The 17,812-nt window shown below is 69.2% G+C and carries 16 protein-coding genes; 7 read left to right on the forward strand and 9 right to left on the reverse strand.

Translation table 11 applies throughout. The features are described from left to right. Positions 1-23: 23 nt before the first annotated feature. From ACZ3HL_RS22090 to ACZ3HL_RS22110, 5 genes are all read right to left on the reverse strand, one after another. Positions 24-1,460, reverse strand: a complete 1,437-nt coding sequence (locus tag ACZ3HL_RS22090) for an MFS transporter (RefSeq protein WP_465533218.1) — start codon at positions 1,458-1,460, stop codon at positions 24-26. Between the two features lie 114 nt (positions 1,461-1,574). Then, positions 1,575-2,873 (reverse strand): MFS transporter, encoded by a 1,299-nt coding sequence (locus ACZ3HL_RS22095; RefSeq protein WP_465533220.1) that lies wholly within the window; start codon positions 2,871-2,873, stop codon positions 1,575-1,577. 5 nt (positions 2,874-2,878) lie between these two features. Continuing rightward, the gene (dgoD, locus tag ACZ3HL_RS22100; RefSeq protein WP_465412778.1) at positions 2,879-4,027 is read right to left on the reverse strand and encodes a galactonate dehydratase; all 1,149 of its coding nucleotides are present in this window, start codon (positions 4,025-4,027) and stop codon (positions 2,879-2,881) included. A gap of 11 nt (positions 4,028-4,038) precedes the next feature. After that, positions 4,039-4,635, reverse strand: coding sequence for a 2-dehydro-3-deoxy-6-phosphogalactonate aldolase (locus ACZ3HL_RS22105; protein WP_465533222.1), 597 nt, complete (start codon positions 4,633-4,635; stop codon positions 4,039-4,041). Continuing rightward, positions 4,632-5,612, reverse strand: coding sequence for a 2-dehydro-3-deoxygalactonokinase (locus ACZ3HL_RS22110; RefSeq protein ID WP_465533224.1), 981 nt, complete (start codon positions 5,610-5,612; stop codon positions 4,632-4,634). Before ACZ3HL_RS22110 ends, ACZ3HL_RS22105 begins: the two co-directional genes overlap by 4 nt. Before the next feature lie 55 nt (positions 5,613-5,667). Between ACZ3HL_RS22110 and ACZ3HL_RS22115 the strand changes: the two genes are divergently transcribed. Then, positions 5,668-6,429: an IclR family transcriptional regulator gene (locus tag ACZ3HL_RS22115; RefSeq protein ID WP_465412775.1), complete on the forward strand. Its 762-nt coding sequence runs from the start codon at positions 5,668-5,670 to the stop codon at positions 6,427-6,429. Positions 6,430-6,440: 11 nt separating this feature from the next. Here ACZ3HL_RS22115 and ACZ3HL_RS22120 read toward each other — a convergent pair whose 3' ends face one another. Next, complete coding sequence (locus tag ACZ3HL_RS22120; RefSeq protein ID WP_465533226.1) at positions 6,441-7,604, reverse strand: TetR/AcrR family transcriptional regulator; 1,164 nt, start codon at positions 7,602-7,604, stop codon at positions 6,441-6,443. A 196-nt stretch (positions 7,605-7,800) separates the two neighbouring features. On the opposite strand from ACZ3HL_RS22120, the gene ACZ3HL_RS22125 reads away from it, so the two are divergent. The 3 genes from ACZ3HL_RS22125 to ACZ3HL_RS22135 all read left to right on the forward strand — a co-directional run bounded on the left by ACZ3HL_RS22125 (position 7,801) and on the right by ACZ3HL_RS22135 (position 11,795). Then, entirely contained in the window at positions 7,801-9,369 is a 1,569-nt protein-coding gene (locus tag ACZ3HL_RS22125) for an AMP-binding protein (protein ID WP_465533228.1), read from the forward strand. An 8-nt stretch (positions 9,370-9,377) separates the two neighbouring features. Next, on the forward strand, positions 9,378-10,568 hold the full coding sequence (locus tag ACZ3HL_RS22130; RefSeq protein ID WP_465533230.1) for an oxygenase MpaB family protein: 1,191 nt from the start codon (positions 9,378-9,380) through the stop codon (positions 10,566-10,568). Between the two features lie 366 nt (positions 10,569-10,934). Next, positions 10,935-11,795: a poly(ethylene terephthalate) hydrolase family protein gene (locus tag ACZ3HL_RS22135; RefSeq protein WP_465412771.1), complete on the forward strand. Its 861-nt coding sequence runs from the start codon at positions 10,935-10,937 to the stop codon at positions 11,793-11,795. Positions 11,796-11,830: 35 nt separating this feature from the next. On the opposite strand, the gene ACZ3HL_RS22140 is transcribed toward ACZ3HL_RS22135, so the two are convergent. Then, positions 11,831-14,098, reverse strand: coding sequence for an ATP-binding protein (locus tag ACZ3HL_RS22140; protein ID WP_465533232.1), 2,268 nt, complete (start codon positions 14,096-14,098; stop codon positions 11,831-11,833). Positions 14,099-14,253: 155 nt separating this feature from the next. Between ACZ3HL_RS22140 and ACZ3HL_RS22145 the strand changes: the two genes are divergently transcribed. Next, on the forward strand, positions 14,254-14,763 hold the full coding sequence (locus ACZ3HL_RS22145; RefSeq protein ID WP_465533234.1) for a hypothetical protein: 510 nt from the start codon (positions 14,254-14,256) through the stop codon (positions 14,761-14,763). On the opposite strand, the gene ACZ3HL_RS22150 is transcribed toward ACZ3HL_RS22145, so the two are convergent. Then, positions 14,760-15,230, reverse strand: coding sequence for a cupin domain-containing protein (locus tag ACZ3HL_RS22150; RefSeq protein WP_465412767.1), 471 nt, complete (start codon positions 15,228-15,230; stop codon positions 14,760-14,762). The two genes, ACZ3HL_RS22145 and ACZ3HL_RS22150, sit on opposite strands and share 4 nt — an antisense overlap. A gap of 79 nt (positions 15,231-15,309) precedes the next feature. On the opposite strand from ACZ3HL_RS22150, the gene ACZ3HL_RS22155 reads away from it, so the two are divergent. Continuing rightward, positions 15,310-15,759 carry a MarR family winged helix-turn-helix transcriptional regulator gene (locus ACZ3HL_RS22155; protein WP_465533236.1) on the forward strand — a complete coding sequence of 150 codons (450 nt, stop codon included), beginning with the start codon at positions 15,310-15,312 and terminating at the stop codon, positions 15,757-15,759. Positions 15,760-16,006: 247 nt separating this feature from the next. Beyond that, positions 16,007-16,624: a carbonic anhydrase gene (locus ACZ3HL_RS22160; RefSeq protein WP_465533238.1), complete on the forward strand. Its 618-nt coding sequence runs from the start codon at positions 16,007-16,009 to the stop codon at positions 16,622-16,624. Here ACZ3HL_RS22160 and chrA read toward each other — a convergent pair. Further along, a complete protein-coding gene (gene chrA / locus ACZ3HL_RS22165; RefSeq protein WP_465533240.1) occupies positions 16,621-17,802 on the reverse strand; it encodes a chromate efflux transporter in 1,182 nt (393 codons plus the stop codon). The two genes, ACZ3HL_RS22160 and chrA, sit on opposite strands and share 4 nt — an antisense overlap. Positions 17,803-17,812 lie beyond the last annotated feature (10 nt).

Consider the following 17,812-nt stretch of genomic DNA (forward strand, 5'->3'; position numbering starts at 1 on the left):
CCTCCACACGGGGATACAGCCGGTCATCGCAGCACCGCCGGTTCACCTCCGCCGACCGCGCTCGGCTCGGGTTTCGGGGTGCGCAGGGTGGCCATGGCCAGGAAGCCACCGGCGACCGCGATTCCCGCGGCCCCGAGGAACGCGGCCGAGTATCCGCCGGTCAGTGCGACCGGGTCCCCGATCCGGCCCGCGCCGAACGACACGCCGACCGCGGTCATCGCGGCGAGACCGAGCGCCGAGCCGATCTGGTACGAGGTGTTCACGATTCCCGACGCCAGTCCGCCTTCCTCCGGTTTCGCGCTGGAGATGGCGGTGCCGAGCGACGGGATGAAGGCGAGCGCCTGTCCGAGTGCGGCAACCAGCGACGCGGGCAGCACGTCGACGACGAAGTTGCCCGTCGGGCTGACGAACGACAGCCACACCAGTCCCGCGGCGAGCGCCCACAGCCCACCGATGATCATCTTCTTCGGTCCGAACCGGCCGATCAGCCGGGGCGCGACCGCGACCATCAGCACGACGATCAGCACGGTCATCGGCAGCAGCGCCGCGCCACTGGCGAAGGCACCGTAACCGAGGACCTGCTGCAGGTACAGGTTGAGGAAGTACCACATCGGGATCCACGCCGCGCCGAGCAGGAACTGGGCGAGATTCGCCCCGCCGAGGTTCGGCGTCCGGAAGATCCCCAGCCGCACCAACGGAACCGCACGCCTGCGCTGGATCAGCACGAACACCGCGAGCAGGGCGACGCCACCCACCAGCGCGCCCAACGTGCCCGCCGAGTCCCAGCCCGCTTCCGGTGCCCGGACGACGCCGAACACGGTCAGCCCGAGGCCCGCGGTCGCCGCGATGGCGCCGGCGATGTCGACCGAGCCACGCCGGGCGGGCGCGAACGGCATCAGCTTGCCGGTCGCCAGCACCGCGATGAGCGAAATCGGGACGTAGAGCCAGAAGATCCACGGCCACGACAGCCATTCGGTGATCACGCCGCCGAGGAACACCCCGGCGGTGCCACCGGCGGGCGCGGCCGCGCCGTAGAGCGCGAGTGCCTTGGTCAGCTCACGGGGACGCGCGCCGAACAGCATCATCAGCAGGGTCAGCGCGGACGGCGCGATCAGCGCCGCTCCCGCGCCTTGCAGCACCCGGCCGAGCAGTTCGACCCACGCGGTGCCCGCGACCGCGGCGACCACGGAACCGCCGAGGGTGACGACCCAGCCGGCGGTGAACATCTTCCGCGCGCCGAACAGGTCCGAGAGGCGTCCGCCGAGCAGGAGGAGCCCGGCGAGCGCGATGACGTAGGCGTTGAACACCCACGACAGGTCCCCTGGGGAGAACCCGAGGTCCTGCTGCATGGCGGGTAGTGCGACGCCGATGATCGAGGTGTCCATGATGACCATGAACTGGGCCAGCGCGATGAGTCCCAGCGCCCACCACCGTCGTGGGTCCGGGGTTGTCTCCGTCATGACGACCGTCCTTTCGAGAACTTGATACCCCTAGGGGGTATCTGACGGAGACGAAGTTATGCCCGGGGCCACGCTGGGCGCAAGTACCCCTAGGGGGTATCTATGTAGCGCTGGTCACAGCCGCTCCGCGACGCGCTCGACCTTGCCGACCAGGAGGACGTAGGACAGGATCCCGGCGATCGTGATCACGGTCATGTAGGCGAAACCGGGCGCGAAGCTGTCGTCGGTGACGATCAGGCCGATGACGATCGGGGTCGCGATCGACGACAGGTTCCCGATGAAGTTGAACATCCCGCCGGTCAGCCCGAGCAGCCGTCGCGGGGCCAGCGCCGAGACCAGCGACCAGGTGATCGACGCGAGCCCGTTGCCGAAGAAGGCGATCGACAGGATGACGATGACCAGTGTCGTCGAGTCGGTGAAGCCCGCGGTGACCATCACGGTGCTCAGCAGCAGACCCGCGATGATCGGCCCCTTCCTCGCCACCCCGAGCGAAGCACCACGGCGTACCAGGAAGTCCGACAGGACACCGGAAGCCAGCACACCGACCAGCGCCGCGATGAACGGCAGCGATGCCAGGAAGCCGGACTTGATGTAGTCCATTTCCCGGTATTCGACGAGATACGTGGGGAACCAGGTGAGGAAGAACCAGAGCGTCGAGGTCAGGCAGAACTGTCCGAAGTAGATTCCCCACAGCTTCCGGCTGCCCAGCACCGTCGCCAGGTCCGCTCGCGTGATCCGCGCCCGCTCCGGCCGTTCACGCGGTAGATCCACCAGACCACCGCCGGAGCGGATCAGCTCGACCTCGGCCTCGTTGGCCCGGGAGTCGCGCGGCTCCCGGTACTTCGCGTACCAGAGCACCGCCCAGAGGATGCCGACCAGGCCCGTGGCGATGAACACCCAGTGCCATGAAAGCACGGTTTGCAGCCAGGACAGCACGGGAGTCAGCAGCGCGAGGCCGATGAACTGGCCCGAGGTGTAGAAACCGATGGCCGTGGCGCGTTCGCGTTCCGGGAACCAGACGGTCGCGATCTTGCTGTTGATCGGATAGGCGGGCGCCTCGAAGACACCGACCATCAGCCGTAACGCGATCAGCGCCACGAATCCGCCGATGATCCCCATGAAGAACGTCGCCAGCGACCACAGGATCAGGCAGGCCGGATAGAGCAGCCGCGGCGGGATCTTGTCGACCAGCCAGCCGCCGGGCAGCTGCAACGCGGCGTAGGTCCAGCCGAAGGCCGAAAGGAGGATGCCTTGTTCCGCTTTGGAAAGGTCGAGTTCGCCGGCGATCGCGGGCATCGCGATCGACAGGTTCGAACGGTCGAGGTAGTTGATGACGACGGTGACGAACAGCATCACCGCGATGAGCACCCGGAACCGGGTCGGGCGCACCGTGGCTTGGACGGAAGTGGTCATCGCGCTCACCATTCCGCGAACGAGCCGTCGGTGTGCCGCCACACCGGATTCCGCCAGCGATGTCCCTCGGCCGCGCGTTCGGCGACGTACTCCTCGTTGATCTCGATGCCCAGCCCCGGCCCGCGGGGGATGACGACCCGTCCGTCGTCGTAGGCGAACACCGACGGATCCGCCAGATAGTCCAGAAGATCGTTGCTCGTGTTGTAGTGGATGCCGAGGCTCTGTTCCTGGATCGTCGCGTTGTAGCAGCCCGCGTCGATCTGGAGGCAGGCCGCCAGCGCGATCGGGCCGAGCGGGCAGTGCAGCGCCAGACCGACGTCGTAGGCCTCCGCCATGTGCGCGATCTTGCGCGCTTCGGTGATACCGCCGCAGTGCGAGGGGTCCGGCTGGATGATGTCGACGGCGCCCGAAGCCAGTACCGCCTTGAAATCCCACCGCGAGTACAGCCGCTCGCCGAGCGCGATCGGGATCGGCGAGTTGCGGAGGACGTCCGCGAACCCGTCGACGTGCTCGGACAGCACCGGCTCCTCGACGAACATCAGCCGGTACGGCTCCAGTTCACGCAGCAGGACCTTGGCCATCGGCTTGTGCACGCGGCCGTGGAAGTCCACCCCGATGCCGATGTCCGGGCCCACCGCCTGGCGCACCGCGTCCACATTGGCCACACAACGGTCGATCTTGTCCCAAGTGTCCAGATAGGACAGTTCCTCGGTGCCGTTCATCTTCACCGCGCTGAACCCGCGATCCACCACCTCACGCGCAGCGCGGGCAGTCTCGGCGGGCCGGTCTCCGCCGATCCACGAGTACACCTTGATCTCCTCGCGCACCCGGCCGCCGAGCAGCTCGTGCACCGGGACGCCGAGCGCCTTGCCCTTGATGTCCCACAGGGCCTGGTCGATCCCGGCCAGCGCGCTCATGTGGATACCGCCGCCCCGATAGAACCCGCCGCGGTAGAGCACCGTCCACAGATCCTCGATCTGTGAAGGATCCTTGCCGATCAGGTAGTCGGAAAGCTCCTCCACGGTCGCGGCCACCGACGCGGCCCGGCCCTCCAGGACCGGTTCGCCCCAGCCGGTGACGCCCTCGTCGGTCTCGATCTTCAGGAACGACCAGCGCGGCGGCACCTGATATGTCGTCATTGACACGATCTTCATGGGTTTCTTCCTTAGTCCTGGTGCCAGATCCTGGAAAATTCGCGAGCTCGGGCGCCGACCGCGCCCGCGCCGTCACCCGGCCGGTAGAGGCAGGAACCCAGCCCCGCCCCGGCCGCCCCGGCGGCGGCCCAGTCCGCCAGGTTCGTTTCGTCGACGCCGCCGACCGGCAGCAGCCCGACTTCGCGCGGCAGCACGGCGCGCCACGCCTTCATGCCCCCGATCCCGACCGCGTCGGCGGGGAACAGCTTGAGATGCCGGGCGCCCGCCGCCACCGCGGCGAAGGCTTCGGTGGGCGTGGCCACACCGGGATACGGCGTCATCCCCGCGGCCACGGCGGCGGAGATCACCGCGGGATCGGTATTGGGCGCCACGATCATCCGCGCCCCGGCCTCCCGCGCCCGGCCGACGTCTTCGGTGGTGAGCACCGTGCCCGCGCCGATCTCGCACTCGTCGCCGAACGCTTCCGCGAGCAGGCGCACGCTTTCGAACGGCTCCGGCGAGTTCAGTGGCACTTCGATGGCGGGGAATCCCGCGTCGACGAGCGCCCGGCCGATGCCGACAACCTCGGCAGGGGTCACTCCGCGCAGGATCGCGATCAAACCGGTCACGGCTTCAGTGTCCTTTCGAGACGGTTCTCGAGCAGTCCGGCGGCCGCGGCGATACGCCACAGCCCCCGGACGGTGATCTCCTCCGAGAGCGCGGTGGTCTCCACTCCCCTTTCGGCGAGGGCGGCGGCATACCGGCGGCAGAGCGCGCTCGCTCCACAAAGGACGACGTGGGTGTCCGACTCACGCAGCAGATGCGAGACCTCGTCGGCGATCAGGACGCCGGAAAGGTAGTCGGGCAACGACTCCGGTTCCAGTACGCCGTCGAGCACGAGCGGACGGGCGCCGAAGGCCTCGGTGGCGAGCCCTCGCGAACGCCGTCCGGCCGCCAGACCTCGTGAGAAGGCCGCGTCGTCGGCGACCGGATCGGCGGCCGTGCGGGCGAGGATGCCTTGTGCGATCAGCAATCCGTACAGTTCACCGGTCATCGCGGTGGTGAAGCCGGTGACGATCCCGTTCTCGACGCGGACCCATTTGCTGTGCGTCCCGGGGAGTACCACGGTGAGCGGTCCGTCAGGATGCCCGAGCGTCTCGAGCGCGCCGACGAGCTGCGTTTCTTCGCCGCGGATCACGTCACCCGGATTGTCGCCGGACGGGATCCGCAGCCCCGGCACGAGGTGGAGCACGCCGTCGCGATGGGAAACCGGGACGAGCGAAGGGAAGTCGAGCGCCGTCGGCACGGTGCGATAGCCGGAGTCCGTCCAGCCCTGCGCGCTGCCCACCATCCCGGAGGCGAGCGCGGGAAGCCCGGGGTACGCGGTCAGCCAGTCGCCGCAGGCCTGCCGGAAGGCCGACTCGTACGCGCCCGCCCTCGCTCGCGGGTCCCGGAGGTCCACGTCCTCGGTCGTGGTGAGCAGCCCGCGCCCGGCGTCGCGGGCGCCGAGGATCTCGCCGTCCCTGCCGAGCAGCCAGGCGCGCTGGCCGGAGGTCCCCCAGTCGAGCGCGATCAAGGCCGGTTCAGTATCCGTCACGAGCGACATCGTGCGGTCGCGTTCCCGATAATGCGATCGGCGTCCCTATATGTAGGATTCAGCCATGTCCGACACGCCACCGCCCGGCACCCAGACCCTCGCCCGCGGCCTCGCGGTGATCCGCGCGGTCGCGAACGGCGCGACCGATCTCCGCGCACTGGTCGACCACACGGGCCTTGGTCGCAGCACCGCGCACCGGCTGGTCCAGTTGCTGGTCAGCGAGGGTTACCTGCGCAGCGGACGAGACGGCTACACGCTCGGGCCGACCCTGATCGAGCTGGGTTTCCAGGCCCTGCACGGAAGTCCGCTGCCGGTGGTCGCCCGGCCGGTACTGGAGGAACTGGCCGAACAGTTGCGGGACACGGTGCATCTGGCGGTCCGCGACGGGGATTCCGTGCTGTACCTGGACAAGCTGCCGGGTTCACGAGGCGCGGAGATGCGCTCCCGCATCGGGCACCGGATGCCGTTGACCCGCACCGGTGTCGGCATGGCGCTGCTGCTGGACTCGGCGCCGGAGTGGCGGGAGCTGTACCTGGCCGAGACCCCGGTGGAACCCGGGCGGGTGCACCCGGAGGACGTCGACGCGTTCTTGGCGCGGATGCGCGAGTACGCGGAGTCCGGGGTGGCGATGGATCTGGAGGACAACGAACCGGGAATCCGTTGTGTCGCGGCGCCGATCCGGGACGCCACCGGCGCGATCGCCGGCGCCATCAGTGTTTCGGCGACCCGGCCGTACATGCCCGCCGCCCGGATGCGCGGCCTGAATCGCGTCGTCGGCCGCGCGGCGCGACAGGTCTCCGCGGGCCTCGGCCACCGCGAACCCTGAGGAACGGTTCGTCAAACGCCCAAGGCGCCCACGAGCAGAGCGCTCACCGCGTCGCGGTTGGCGGGGACGTCTTCCCAGCGCAACCTCCGGCCCGCTTCGACCACCACCCCGAAGCCCGCGTGCACGAGCACCCTCGCCTGACGCTGGTCGAGTTCCGGCCGCGCCGACCGCAATTCCCTTTCCCAGACCGCGATGTGCTCGCGCTGCGCGCTGACCAAGGGCCGCTGCAGCCCGGCGGGCAGGCCCGCCAGTTCGGCGTTGGCGACGCTCGTGAGCGCGGTGTGCTCGAAGCTGTACGCCACATACGTCCGCGCCAAGGCGAGCAGGGCTTGGCCCGGGTCGTCGACATCTTGAAGGTTCTGTTCCACCGCCTGGGCCAGAATCGCCGCGGCCTGGAGACAGGCGGCGGCGAGAATGTCGGCCTTACCGGGGAAGTACCGGTAGAGCGCGGACGGCACCAGTCCCACGGCTTCGGCGATCCGGCCGTTCGTGACGTTGGCGAACCCGTCCTGTTCGAACAACGGGATGGCGGCCGCGATGATCTCCGCACGCCTGGTGCGCGACACCGGGCCGGACGGCAGCTCGACGAGGTGCGTACTCCCGCCGCCCGTCACCGGGCCGGTCGCGGCCACCCGCAGTGCCGACTCCAGCAGCACCTCTTCGACCCGGCGCTGGGCGATCGACGTGCGGTGCATCGTGATGGACCCGATCACGCCGAGTGCCGCCACGGCCCGCAGGCCCGCGTCGGGGAGCGGATACTCCCGCCGCACCGCTTCGGTCACCCGGTCCACGACCTGCTCGAACTTCAGCGCGAGCGAGTGCCGGTCTTCGCGGTCGAGGTACCGGGATTCCCAGCGGTACAGGCCGCTCGACGCCCGATGGGTGACCGTGCCCCGGGTGACGGCGCCGAGCAGGTCCGCCAGCGGGGCGCCGGGCGCGACCTCGTCGAGGGTGGCGACGAGCCGGTCGGCCATGACGTTCGCGCAGGCGGCGAACAGCGCGTACTTGTTCGGGAAGTGCCGGTACAGGGCCGCCGCGGTGATGCCCACGTCGGCGGCGATCTCCTCCATCGACGCCGCGTGGTAGCCGTGTTCGCTGAAGATCCGCCCGGCCGCGTCGACGATCGTCTGCTTGCGGTTGCGGGGCCGGACGGCCGCGGTCGAATCGGCGCTCATCGCGGGTGCCGAGCGGCTGCGCACGGGAACAGGGCCATGCGGGGAAGTCAACCACGAACCGGATCACCGGCACGGGAACCGCCGGGCGAAGACCGGCGCCCGATGTGATTCTCGATTAACTTATGGCTTCTCAACCGGCGGCTTGGCATGCATACTGGCCTCGCGACCAGTCCCGTTCCGACACCTGAGGATGGCCATGTCGACCGCTTCGGCTCCCGCCTCGTCCTTCCGGCACCACTGGATGGCACACGCGGCGACGCACGCGATGATGCGTCCGGACAAGCCCGCCCTGCGGTACCTCGGGGAGACGACCACCTGGGCGGAGCTCTCCCGGCGGTCCTTGCGGTTGGCCGCCGGGCTCGCCGCACGAGGTGTCGCCGAAGGCGATCGAGTGGCCACGCTGACCCTGAACCACCCGTGGTTCGTGGAAACCGTGTTCGCGGCGAACAGCCTGGGCGCCATGGCCGTCCCGCTCAGCTTCCGGCTCGCGCCGGCGGAGCTCGACTACATCCTCGCCGACTGCACACCGTCCGCCATCGTCGTCGACGAGCGATTGCTGCCCCTGCTCGACGCGGCGCCGAACGCCGCCTCGATCGGCACGGTGCTCGTCCTCGGTGAGTCGTACGAGGAGTTCCTGACCGCGCACGAACCGCTGGAACTGCCCGACGTCAGCGAGGAGTCGACGGCGCTGATCATGTACACCTCGGGCACCACCGGCAGGCCGAAAGGGGTGATGCTGTCCCATCGCAACCTGCAGATGCAGGCGATCACCTGCGTCCAGGCGATGAAGATCTTCGACGACAGCGACGTCGCCTTCCTGACCGCGCCCTTCTTCCACATCGCGGGCCTGGGTTCGATCGTGGCGAACTTCCTGGTCGGCGGCGTGGTCGTGATCCATCCGCTGGGCGCCTTCGATCCGCGAGCGGTGCTCGACGCCTACGAACGCGAAGGCGCCACCGTGGTGTTCAACGTTCCCCAGCAATGGGACCTGATCTGCGCCCAGCCGGATATCGCCGAGCGTGACCTGAAACTGCGGATCATCAGCTGGGGTGCGGCTCCCGCGTCCAGGGCGACGCTCCTCGCCATGGCCGAAAAGTTCCCCGGTGCCCTCAACGTCGCCGTGTTCGGCCAGACCGAGACCTCCCCGATCACGTGCGTCCTCAGTGGCGAGGACTCGACGCGCAAGCTCGGCTCCGTCGGCAAACCGATCCCGACCCTCCAATACCGCGTCGTGGACGACGACATGAACGACGTCGCACCGGGCGAGGTGGGAGAGATCGTCTATCGCGGACCCACGGTGACCAAGGGGTACTGGCAGAAACCTCGGGAGACCGCGGAAGCCTTTTCCGGAGGCTGGTTCCACTCCGGCGATCTGGTCTCCCAGGACGAAGACGGTTTCATCCGGGTGGTCGACCGCAAGAAGGACATGATCATCAGCGGCGGCGAGAACATCTACTGCGCCGAACTGGAGAACGCGATCTCCGCGCATCCGTCGGTACTGGAGGTCGCCGTGATCGGCCGGCCCGACGAGCGCTGGGGCCAGGTGCCGGTCGCGTTCGTCACCACCCCGCCGGACGCCGCACCGTCCTTGGTGGAACTGAACGAATTCCTGGACGGCAGGCTCGCGTCCTTCAAGATGCCCAAGGATCTCGTCGTGGTCCCCGAACTCCCGCGCAACGCGGGCGGAAAGGTGGTCAAGGGTTCGCTCCGTGACCTGGACGGGAAACGCGCACATCACTCATCGGATACCTACCAAGGAAGTTAGGTCAGTAAATGAGCGATCTCAGCAGGAGGAATGTCCTGTCCCTCGGTGTCGCCCTGGGGCTGGTCGGCGCGGCGAGTGTGGCGCCTGCCTGGGGTGCGACACAGACCGGTTCGGCGGCCGACCCGTGGTGGGTCTGGGACGACGAAATCGACCGCATCATGGCGGGGATCCTCGAGTCGGGCCAGGTCCCGGCGGTCAACACCGCGATGAAATCCTGGGTGGACAACAACGATCCGCTGCCCGGCGGCCTGCCCGCCGATCTCGCCGGCTACCTCCAGCGCGTCCACAAGCTGCCGTCCTGGGCCGACCCCGCGAAGCTGCGCCGCGCGGCCGATTTCAACCGGCGCAAGGACACCTACCTGTTCATGCTGTACGGGCTCGGCAGCGGCATCATGAGCACCGTCATCCCGCGTGAGGCCAAATCGGTCTACTGGTCCGCGGGCGGGGCCGACATGCAGGACCGCGCGGCCAAGACGTTCACCTTCGGCTACGACCTGAGCGACCTGAACGCTTTCGAGCCCGACGGCCAGTTCGTGGTCACCGCCAACAAGACCCGGCTCGTGCACGCCGCGGTGCGGCATCTGCTGCCGCAGTCGGCGCACTGGAAGGCCGTCGCGGACGAGCGGATCCCGATCAGCAACGGCGACATCCTGGTCACCTTCCACAGCCTCGGCACCTACGTGCACCGGAAGCTGCGCGAGTGGAAGGTCCCGATGTCGGCCGCCGACGAGGAGGCCTTCCTCCACATGTGGCAGGTCGCCATCCACCTGCTCGGCGTGCGGGAAGAGTTCATCCCGAAGACGTGGGCCGCCGCGCACGCGCAATCGGCACAGGTGCTCACCCCGATCCTTTCCCCTTCGCACGAAGGAAAAGAGCTCGCCGAGGACCTGCTCGGGCTGACCGCGCAGATCGATCTGGGCGTCACTCGCGGATTCCTCAACGAATTCGTGCGCTATGTGCTGAGCGACGCGATCGGCGACTGGCTCGGCCTGCGCCGCGACTACGCGTCCGCCGCCCTTATCCGCACCGCGTGGCCCGCCTACATCGCCTTCCGCGAGGGACTGATCCCCGTCATGCCCGCCGGCTTCTACATGTTCGACCAGCTGGTGCGCGCGCTGGCGATGTTGTTCCTCAACAAGGGGACCTCGCCGACGACCACCGCCATCACGATCCCGACGGGGAACCGGCCGGGAGCCTGACCACTTCCCGCCTCGTGACCGACCGGACGACACGCGTGATCCGGCGGACGACACGCGTGACTGGATGGACGACACGACCGCGCGAATGGAGCTCCGCCGCGTGTCGTCCGTCTGATCACACGTGTCGTCCGTCCAATCACGTGTGTCGTCCGGTCAGTCACACGAAACCGCCGCCCGCACACCGACGGTAGGTATCTAAGCCACCTTCGGCTCTAACCGTTCTCACCATTCACGAGACCCGAATCCACCTCGACGTGACAACTTTCCGCGACTCAGTAGTTTCCACGACGCGCGTCTCCCCGGGATCCCGCTATATCTGGGAAACCGTTCCGGCCTCGGAACGGTTATTCCGAGAGGACATGCGCAATGAAGCGTGGATCTAAGTGGGGCGCCGCGGTTCTCAGTGCGGTGACCGCACTTCTCGTGGCGGCGGTACCGGCCGCAGCCGAGGAGAGTCCTTATGCCCGCGGCCCGGCGCCGACGAAAGCCAGTATCGAGGCGGATCGGGGCACGTTCCAGACCGCCACCGAGAAAGTCCCCGCCGGACAAGGGTTCGGAGGCGGGACGATCCACTACCCCACCGCCACCGGCCAGGGCACGTTCGGCGCGATCGCGATCGCACCCGGTTTCCTGGAGTCGGAGGCGGCGATCTCCTGGTACGGCCCACGGCTGGCGTCCCAGGGCTTCGTCGTCATCACGTTCTCGACCAACAGCGTCTGGGACACCCCGGACAGGCGCTCCGACCAACTGCTCGCGGCGCTGCGTTACGTCACCGATTCGAGTCAGGCCAAAAGCCGCGTCGACCGGAACCGGCTGGCCGTCATGGGGCATTCGATGGGCGGCGGCGGAGCGTTGATCGCGTCGCAGAAGGCGCCCACGTTGAAAGCGGCCATCCCGCTGACGGGCTGGAATCCGAACACGACGTTCTCCGACCTGAAGGTCCCCACCTTCGTCGTCAGCGCCCAGAACGACTTCATCGCCCCGGACGGCTCCCATTCCCGGCCGTTCTACCAAAGCCTTCCCCCGTCGCTGGACAAGGCGTACATGCTGCTGGCCGGGGCCGGCCACATGGCGCCCACGAACCCGAACGTGACCATCGCGAAGTACAGCCTTTCGTGGCTGAAACGCTTCGTGGACCAGGACACCAGGTACGACCAGTTCCTGTGCCCGCTTCCGGCGAACGACCCGAAGATCGCCGTGTACCAAGGAACCTGCCCGATCGACTGACGCCGGGCGTCCGCGGCCGCTGTGCTCCCCGAAGGTCACAGCGGCCGCTGCTCGACCCAGACGGCCAGCTGGGTCCGGTTGACGAAGTCGAGCTTGTGCGAGATGTGCTGCAGATGCGTCTCCACCGTGCGCCGGGCGATGACCAGCCTCGCCGCGATCTCCCGGTTGCTCAGCCCGGCCGCGACCAGCCGCGCGATCTCCGATTCGCGGGGCGTCAGCGGCGCGAGCACGGCCGGTTCGCCGGCGGGTTCGGACGGCGGACCGCTCAGGGCGTCGTGCGGGTTCCGCTTTCGTCCCTCGGCGAACGCGGCGTCGAACCGTTCCTCCCCCAAGGCGTCCCGTGTGGCAGCGTGGAACGTCCGGTGGGTCATGGTGACGGCCACGTCGGGCTCGGCGCTGCAGCGCTCCCAAAGCGTCGCGGCGGTGCCGAACAATTCCGCCGCCCGGCCCCAGTCCTCGCGGCGCGCGGCCACCCACGCCAGGCCGTCCACCCGGTAGGCCGCGGACAGCACGTCCGAGGCGCGGAGGTCGATCTCCAGCGCGGCACGGATGCACCGTTCCCCGTCGTCGAGATCTCCTCCGTAACAGACTTCGGCGACCCCCAGCCCGAACAGGGCCATGGAGCGATACCGGTACTCCCCCGCTTCTTCGCACAGCCGCCGCATCGAGCCCAGCAGCGCCCGCGCTCCCGGAAGATCGCCTCGGTAGGCCAGTGCGACCCCCTGGATGAACATCGGGTGCATCTGACGCCGCACGTCGCCTCGCTCGCCGAACATCCGCACGGCCTCCGCCGCACGGGTCATCGTGTTCGGCTCGATCGACAGCATCCGCAGGAAGGCACTCGCGTGCGCGACGTAGGGAGCCGCGTCTTCGTCCTCGATCGCCTCGGCGTCGGCCAGCCGCCGCCGGGCACGCGGCAGATCCGCGTGCAGCGCGGCGCACAAAGCCGCGATCGCCAGCCCCCTGGCCCGTCCCGGGGTCTCCGGCGGCGCGGCGTCGAGCGCGCGATCGATCCAGTCCCGCAGTTCCCAGGCCGCACCGCGGGCCACCCAGTATTCGATCGTGCCGGTGGCCATCTCCAATGCCACCGGGCTTTCTCCAGGGCTGCGAAGCGACCACGACAACGCTTCACGGATGTCGGCATGGGCGGCCGTCAGGCGCTCGTAGGCCTCGTCCTGCTCCGGGCCGAACCAGGTGTCGGCGGCCTGTGCGATGAGCCGGGCGTAGTGGTCACGGTGTTTCCTCGCCACGGTGAGCTCATCGCCGGAGGCGGCGAGCCGCCGTCCGCCGTATTCACGGAGGAGCCGGAGCATCCGGTAGTGGACCTTGTCCGTGCCGTCGATCCGGGCCAGCACCGATTTGTCGACCAGACCGTCCACCGCGTCCAGTACGGCCAAGGAGTCCAGTCCGTCCTCGGCACACACGGCTTCCACACCCGCCAGGTCGAACTGCCCGGCGAACACCGAACAGCGTGCCCAGAGGATCCGCTCGGTCTCGGTGCAGAGCGAGTGACTCCACTCGATGGTGGCGCGCAGCGTCCGATGCCGCTCGACGGGCATCCGGAGGCCGCTGGCCAGCATCCCGGAGTTCAGCTCGACCCGATCCGCGATCTGCGACGGCGAAAGGACACGGATCCTGGCCGCCGCCAGCTCGATCGCCAGCGGCAGGCCGTCGAGGCCACGACAGAGGCGGACGACATCCGCGACATTGGCTTCGGTGATCTCGAAGGCGGGCAGGACGTTCGCGGCACGCTCCGCGAACAGCCGTACGGCGCCGAACGTGAGCGCCGCCTCAGGTGTGCTGCTCTCGCCGTCGGGCACGGCCAAGGGCGGGATCGTCAGGACCTGCTCACCGGCGAGCCCCAGTGAGCGGCGGCTGGTGGCGAGCACCACGAGATCCCGGCATTCGCGCAGCAACGCCGTCACCAGATCCACGCTGCCGTCGAGGAGATGCTCGCAGTTGTCCAGCAACAGCAACGACCGGCGGGGGCGCAGATACGCGACGACGGCGTCGAGGTCGGTGTGCCCCGCCGTGTCGTGCAGGCCAAGGCTGTCGGCGACCGCACGCGGGACGAGCCGTTCGTCCCGCAGCTCCCCCAGCCCGGCGATCGCGACGCCGCCGGGGAACTCACGGGTGAGCGAACTGGCCACCTGGGCCGCCAGCCGGGTCTTGCCCACCCCGCCGGCGCCCGTCAAGGTCACCAAGCGCCCCACACCGAGCAGCCGCCGGACCTCGTTCTCGTCTTCCGCACGGCTGACGTAACTCGTCAGGGGCCGCCGCCGGACCTCGCTGTCACTCGTCATGTCTCATCACCCGCCGAACCGTCGATCTCCCATCGAAGCATGCCCTGCCGGGAGGCGTGGGCTGTTCACACCACATCCCGGACCCCGCCGCATAATGTCCCGGACCGGCTGACCGCGCGCGGAGCGACGGCCTGACAGACAGGTGGGGACAGGCCATGAACGACCGGCTGGCCATCGCCAGGGAGCAGGCCGAACGCACGCTCGGCCCGAAGGCCGCGAAACGACTCGGCGCGTTCGACGACGGGACCCTTTACGTCTCGGCGGGCGGGTGGGCCGAAGTGCTCGCCTGGTTCGTGGACTTCACCCTCTACCTGCTGGGCACGGGAGCCGGTTTCGTCGTGTTCGCGGTCGCCACCCAAAACAGTGCGATCCCCGACAACGCGGCACTGCTGACCCTGCTCGGCCTGGTGATCGGTGTCCCGGTGCTCTACGGCCTGTTCTTCGGTGACGGCCGCCTTCTCGGCGCCGCGCTCACCGGGACCCGGCTCGTCCGGGTCAAGGACGGCGGGCGGATCGGCGCGGCGGCCTGCTGGGTCATGGTCGTGCGCACCCTGCTGTTCCCCTGCCTGCTCGTCGCGATGGTGCTCACCGGATCGGGCGGCGTCGGTTCGGTCAGGAGGGTCAGCATCGACGTCGAGGCCACCCGGCGGCTCCGTACCGGTTAGCGGTCGCGCTCGTCCCACTCCGGCGCGTCGACGAAGTGGACGTCGTACCGCTCGTGCAGGCGCTCGACCTCCTCCGGCGCGACGTTCCCGCGCAGGATCTCGGGCAGGACGCGGAAATAGCCGAACCGGTCGACGCCCGGCGCCAGCGTGATGAGGACGTCCGCGGCCCGGTCCGGCGGCGCGGCGAACGCGTGCCGAAGCCCCGGCGGGATCACCACGTATCCACCGCGCTCGACCGTGACCGTCTCCTCGCCGATCAGCATGCGCAGCGCTCCGTCCAGCACGTAGAACGCCTCCGCGGATTTCTCGTGGTAGTGCGGTTTCGTGCCGGGTTCCCCGGCTCGGAGCGACAACCGGTTGGCGCCGAGAAACCCGCCCGTGTGCTCGCCGTCGGCCAGCAACCGCAACGCGGGCTTCTCGATGACCTCCGCGTCCTTCTCCTGCATCACCCAGGCTTCGTTCGTCATCGCGTTCCCCATCTAGTTGAAGTCTTCAATCAAATTTAGACCGAAGTGGTTGAAGCCGTCAACTGTTACGGTAGGTGCCGTGACCGACTGGCTCGACTCGGAACAGCAGCGCGACTGGCGGGCGTTCATCGAAGGCTCCGTGCGCTTCATCGACCTGCTCGACCGGCGACTGCGCGAGGAGCACGGCCTTTCCCTGGCCGAGTACGAACTCCTGGTGCGACTGTCCGAAGCCCCCGGCCGGTCGATGCGCATGGCGGACCTCGCGAAGTCGGCGTACTACTCGCGCAGCCGGCTGTCGCACCGCGTCGGCGGACTGGAGACCCGCGGGCTGGTCCGGCGGGAATCGACCGCCGACGACGGCCGTGGCGTGCGGGCCCGGCTCACCGACGAGGGACACGAGACCCTGCTGCGCGCGGCGCCGGACAATCTCCGCACCGTCCGCGAACACTTCGTGGACGTGATCGCGCCGGAGGACCTCCAGGCCGTCGGCCGCGCCATGCGCGCCGTCGCCACGCGACTCGATCAGTGACGCGTCCGGCGGAACTGGTCGGTCGCCGTACGAGACCCCGCCGGGCAGCGGGCCGACCCGCACCGTGAGGGCGAAGTCGCGGAGCGGGGCTCGACAACGCCGATCACTCCTTGTCGACGAGTCGATCATGTCACCGATCGCCACCGGAAGCGGACAGGACGGCTTGGAGGGACCATGGACGGCAAGGACGGCGGGTGGCGCGACCGGTGTGATGCCCGCCCTGGTGGCAACCGGTAATGTCCGGATCATGAGCGACGCGCCGCCGACCCCTTCCGAGGCCTTCGACCTTCTGCTCGCCGGTAACCGACGCTTCGTCGCCGGCACCCCGGAACACCCGAACCAGGACGCGGTACGCCGCGCCGAAACCGCCCCCGAACAGAGCCCGTTCGCCGTCCTCTTCGGCTGTTCCGACTCGCGGCTGGCCGCCGAGATCATCTTCGACCGCGGCCTGGGCGACCTGTTCGTCGTGCGGACCGCGGGCCACGTCGCCGGTTCGGAGGTGCTGGGCAGCATCGAGTACGCCGTCAGCATCCTCAATGCTCCCCTGGTCGTCGTCCTCGGCCACGACTCCTGTGGCGCCGTCGCGGCGACCCGCGCGGCGCTGACCGACGGGCTCGGCACCAACAGCTTCGTCCGCGACGTCATCGAGCGGGTCACCCCGAGCGTCCTCGCCGCCCAGGCCGCCGGGCTCACCGAGAACGACGACGTCATCGACGAGCACATCCGCCACACCGTCGACCTCCTCGTCGACCGCTCCAGGCTGCTCGCCGACAAGATCGAGACCGGCGAGACCGCGGTCGCCGGGCTGTCGTACCACCTGGCCGACGGCAACGCACGGGTCGTCACCACCCGGGGATTGCGCTAGGCGGGCAGGAGCGCTCCCGCCAGCGCGAGGACAGTTCCGGCACCGGCCGCGACGAGGATCGTGGTCACCACTCCACGCCTGAACACGAACAGCAGGACTCCGGCACCGGCGAGTACGGCGTACTGCCATGCCTGGGTCAGGCTGAGCGCGAGCGGGATCGCCGAGCCGAGGATGGCGCCGACGGCGGCCGGGCCGGCGCCGTCGAGGAACGCCCGCACGTCCGGGTTGCCGCGCAGCCGGTCGAAGTGCTTGGCACCGAAGAGAATGAACAGGAACGACGGGGTGAAGGCGACCAGCGAGGCGAGGATGCCGCCGGCGAGCCCTGCCGCCGCGTAGCCGACGACGGCGACGGTCTGCACCACCGGGCCCGGGGTGACCTGGCCGAGCGCGACCGCGTTCAGGAACTCGCCCGCGGTCATCCAGTGGTAGGTGTTCACCGCGTCGTCCTGCATGAGCGGGATGATCACGAAACCGCCGCCGTAGGACAGCATCCCGACCTTGAGCGACACCCACGCCACCGACGCGAACACGCCGGCGCCCGCGGCCGCGGCGGCCAAGGATTGGACGGGGACGGCGAACAGGGCGGCGGACTCGCCGCGGCGTGAGCGGTTCACGGTCAGCTCGATCAGGCCGCAGCCCAGCAGCACGAGCACCAGCCACGGACCGACCAAGGCGGCCGACGCGACACCCGCGACGACGTACAGTGCCCAGCGCACGCGCCCCGTGGTGGCCGCGCGCCGCCACCCCGCCGGGATCAGGCCGACGCCGGCGTGCACCGCGACGGCGGCGACGGCCGCTCCCGCCCCCGCACCGGCGCCACGGACCCACGCGGGCGGCGCCCCGGTGAGGAACAGCGCGGCCAGCGCCAGGATCACGATGAGACCGGGCACGATGAACGCCGCGCCGCCGACGAGCGCTCCCACGCGGCCGCGCACCCGCCACGCGGTGAAGATCGCCAGCTGGGTCGACGCCGGGCCGGGTAACAGGTTGCAGGCGGCGATGGCGTCCTCGAACTCCTGATCCGACAACCAGCCCCGGCGCTGCACGCACAACTTGCGGAGCAGGGCGATATGGGTGGGCGGGCCGCCGAAACCGATGCAGCCGATCCGGCCCCATTCCCGCAGGACGGTTCCCAGCCCCGGCGCGGCGATGGAGTCCTGAGTGGACTCTTCCGGCATCGCGGGCTCC

This window comes from Amycolatopsis sp. NPDC000009 (genome assembly GCF_055563465.1).

Coding starts and splice junctions, on each gene's coding strand:
- ACZ3HL_RS22160 (WP_465533238.1), top strand. CDS start 16,007: ATGAGCGACGCGCCGCCGACCCCTTCCGAGGCCTTCGACCTTCTGCTC.
- ACZ3HL_RS22150 (WP_465412767.1), bottom strand. CDS start 15,230: ATGACGAACGAAGCCTGGGTGATGCAGGAGAAGGACGCGGAGGTCATC.
- ACZ3HL_RS22090 (WP_465533218.1), bottom strand. CDS start 1,460: ATGACGGAGACAACCCCGGACCCACGACGGTGGTGGGCGCTGGGACTC.
- ACZ3HL_RS22130 (WP_465533230.1), top strand. CDS start 9,378: ATGAGCGATCTCAGCAGGAGGAATGTCCTGTCCCTCGGTGTCGCCCTG.
- chrA (WP_465533240.1), bottom strand. CDS start 17,802: ATGCCGGAAGAGTCCACTCAGGACTCCATCGCCGCGCCGGGGCTGGGA.
- ACZ3HL_RS22135 (WP_465412771.1), top strand. CDS start 10,935: ATGAAGCGTGGATCTAAGTGGGGCGCCGCGGTTCTCAGTGCGGTGACC.
- dgoD (WP_465412778.1), bottom strand. CDS start 4,027: ATGAAGATCGTGTCAATGACGACATATCAGGTGCCGCCGCGCTGGTCG.
- ACZ3HL_RS22115 (WP_465412775.1), top strand. CDS start 5,668: ATGTCCGACACGCCACCGCCCGGCACCCAGACCCTCGCCCGCGGCCTC.
- ACZ3HL_RS22120 (WP_465533226.1), bottom strand. CDS start 7,604: ATGAGCGCCGATTCGACCGCGGCCGTCCGGCCCCGCAACCGCAAGCAG.
- ACZ3HL_RS22125 (WP_465533228.1), top strand. CDS start 7,801: ATGTCGACCGCTTCGGCTCCCGCCTCGTCCTTCCGGCACCACTGGATG.
- ACZ3HL_RS22110 (WP_465533224.1), bottom strand. CDS start 5,612: ATGTCGCTCGTGACGGATACTGAACCGGCCTTGATCGCGCTCGACTGG.
- ACZ3HL_RS22140 (WP_465533232.1), bottom strand. CDS start 14,098: ATGACGAGTGACAGCGAGGTCCGGCGGCGGCCCCTGACGAGTTACGTC.
- ACZ3HL_RS22145 (WP_465533234.1), top strand. CDS start 14,254: ATGAACGACCGGCTGGCCATCGCCAGGGAGCAGGCCGAACGCACGCTC.
- ACZ3HL_RS22095 (WP_465533220.1), bottom strand. CDS start 2,873: ATGACCACTTCCGTCCAAGCCACGGTGCGCCCGACCCGGTTCCGGGTG.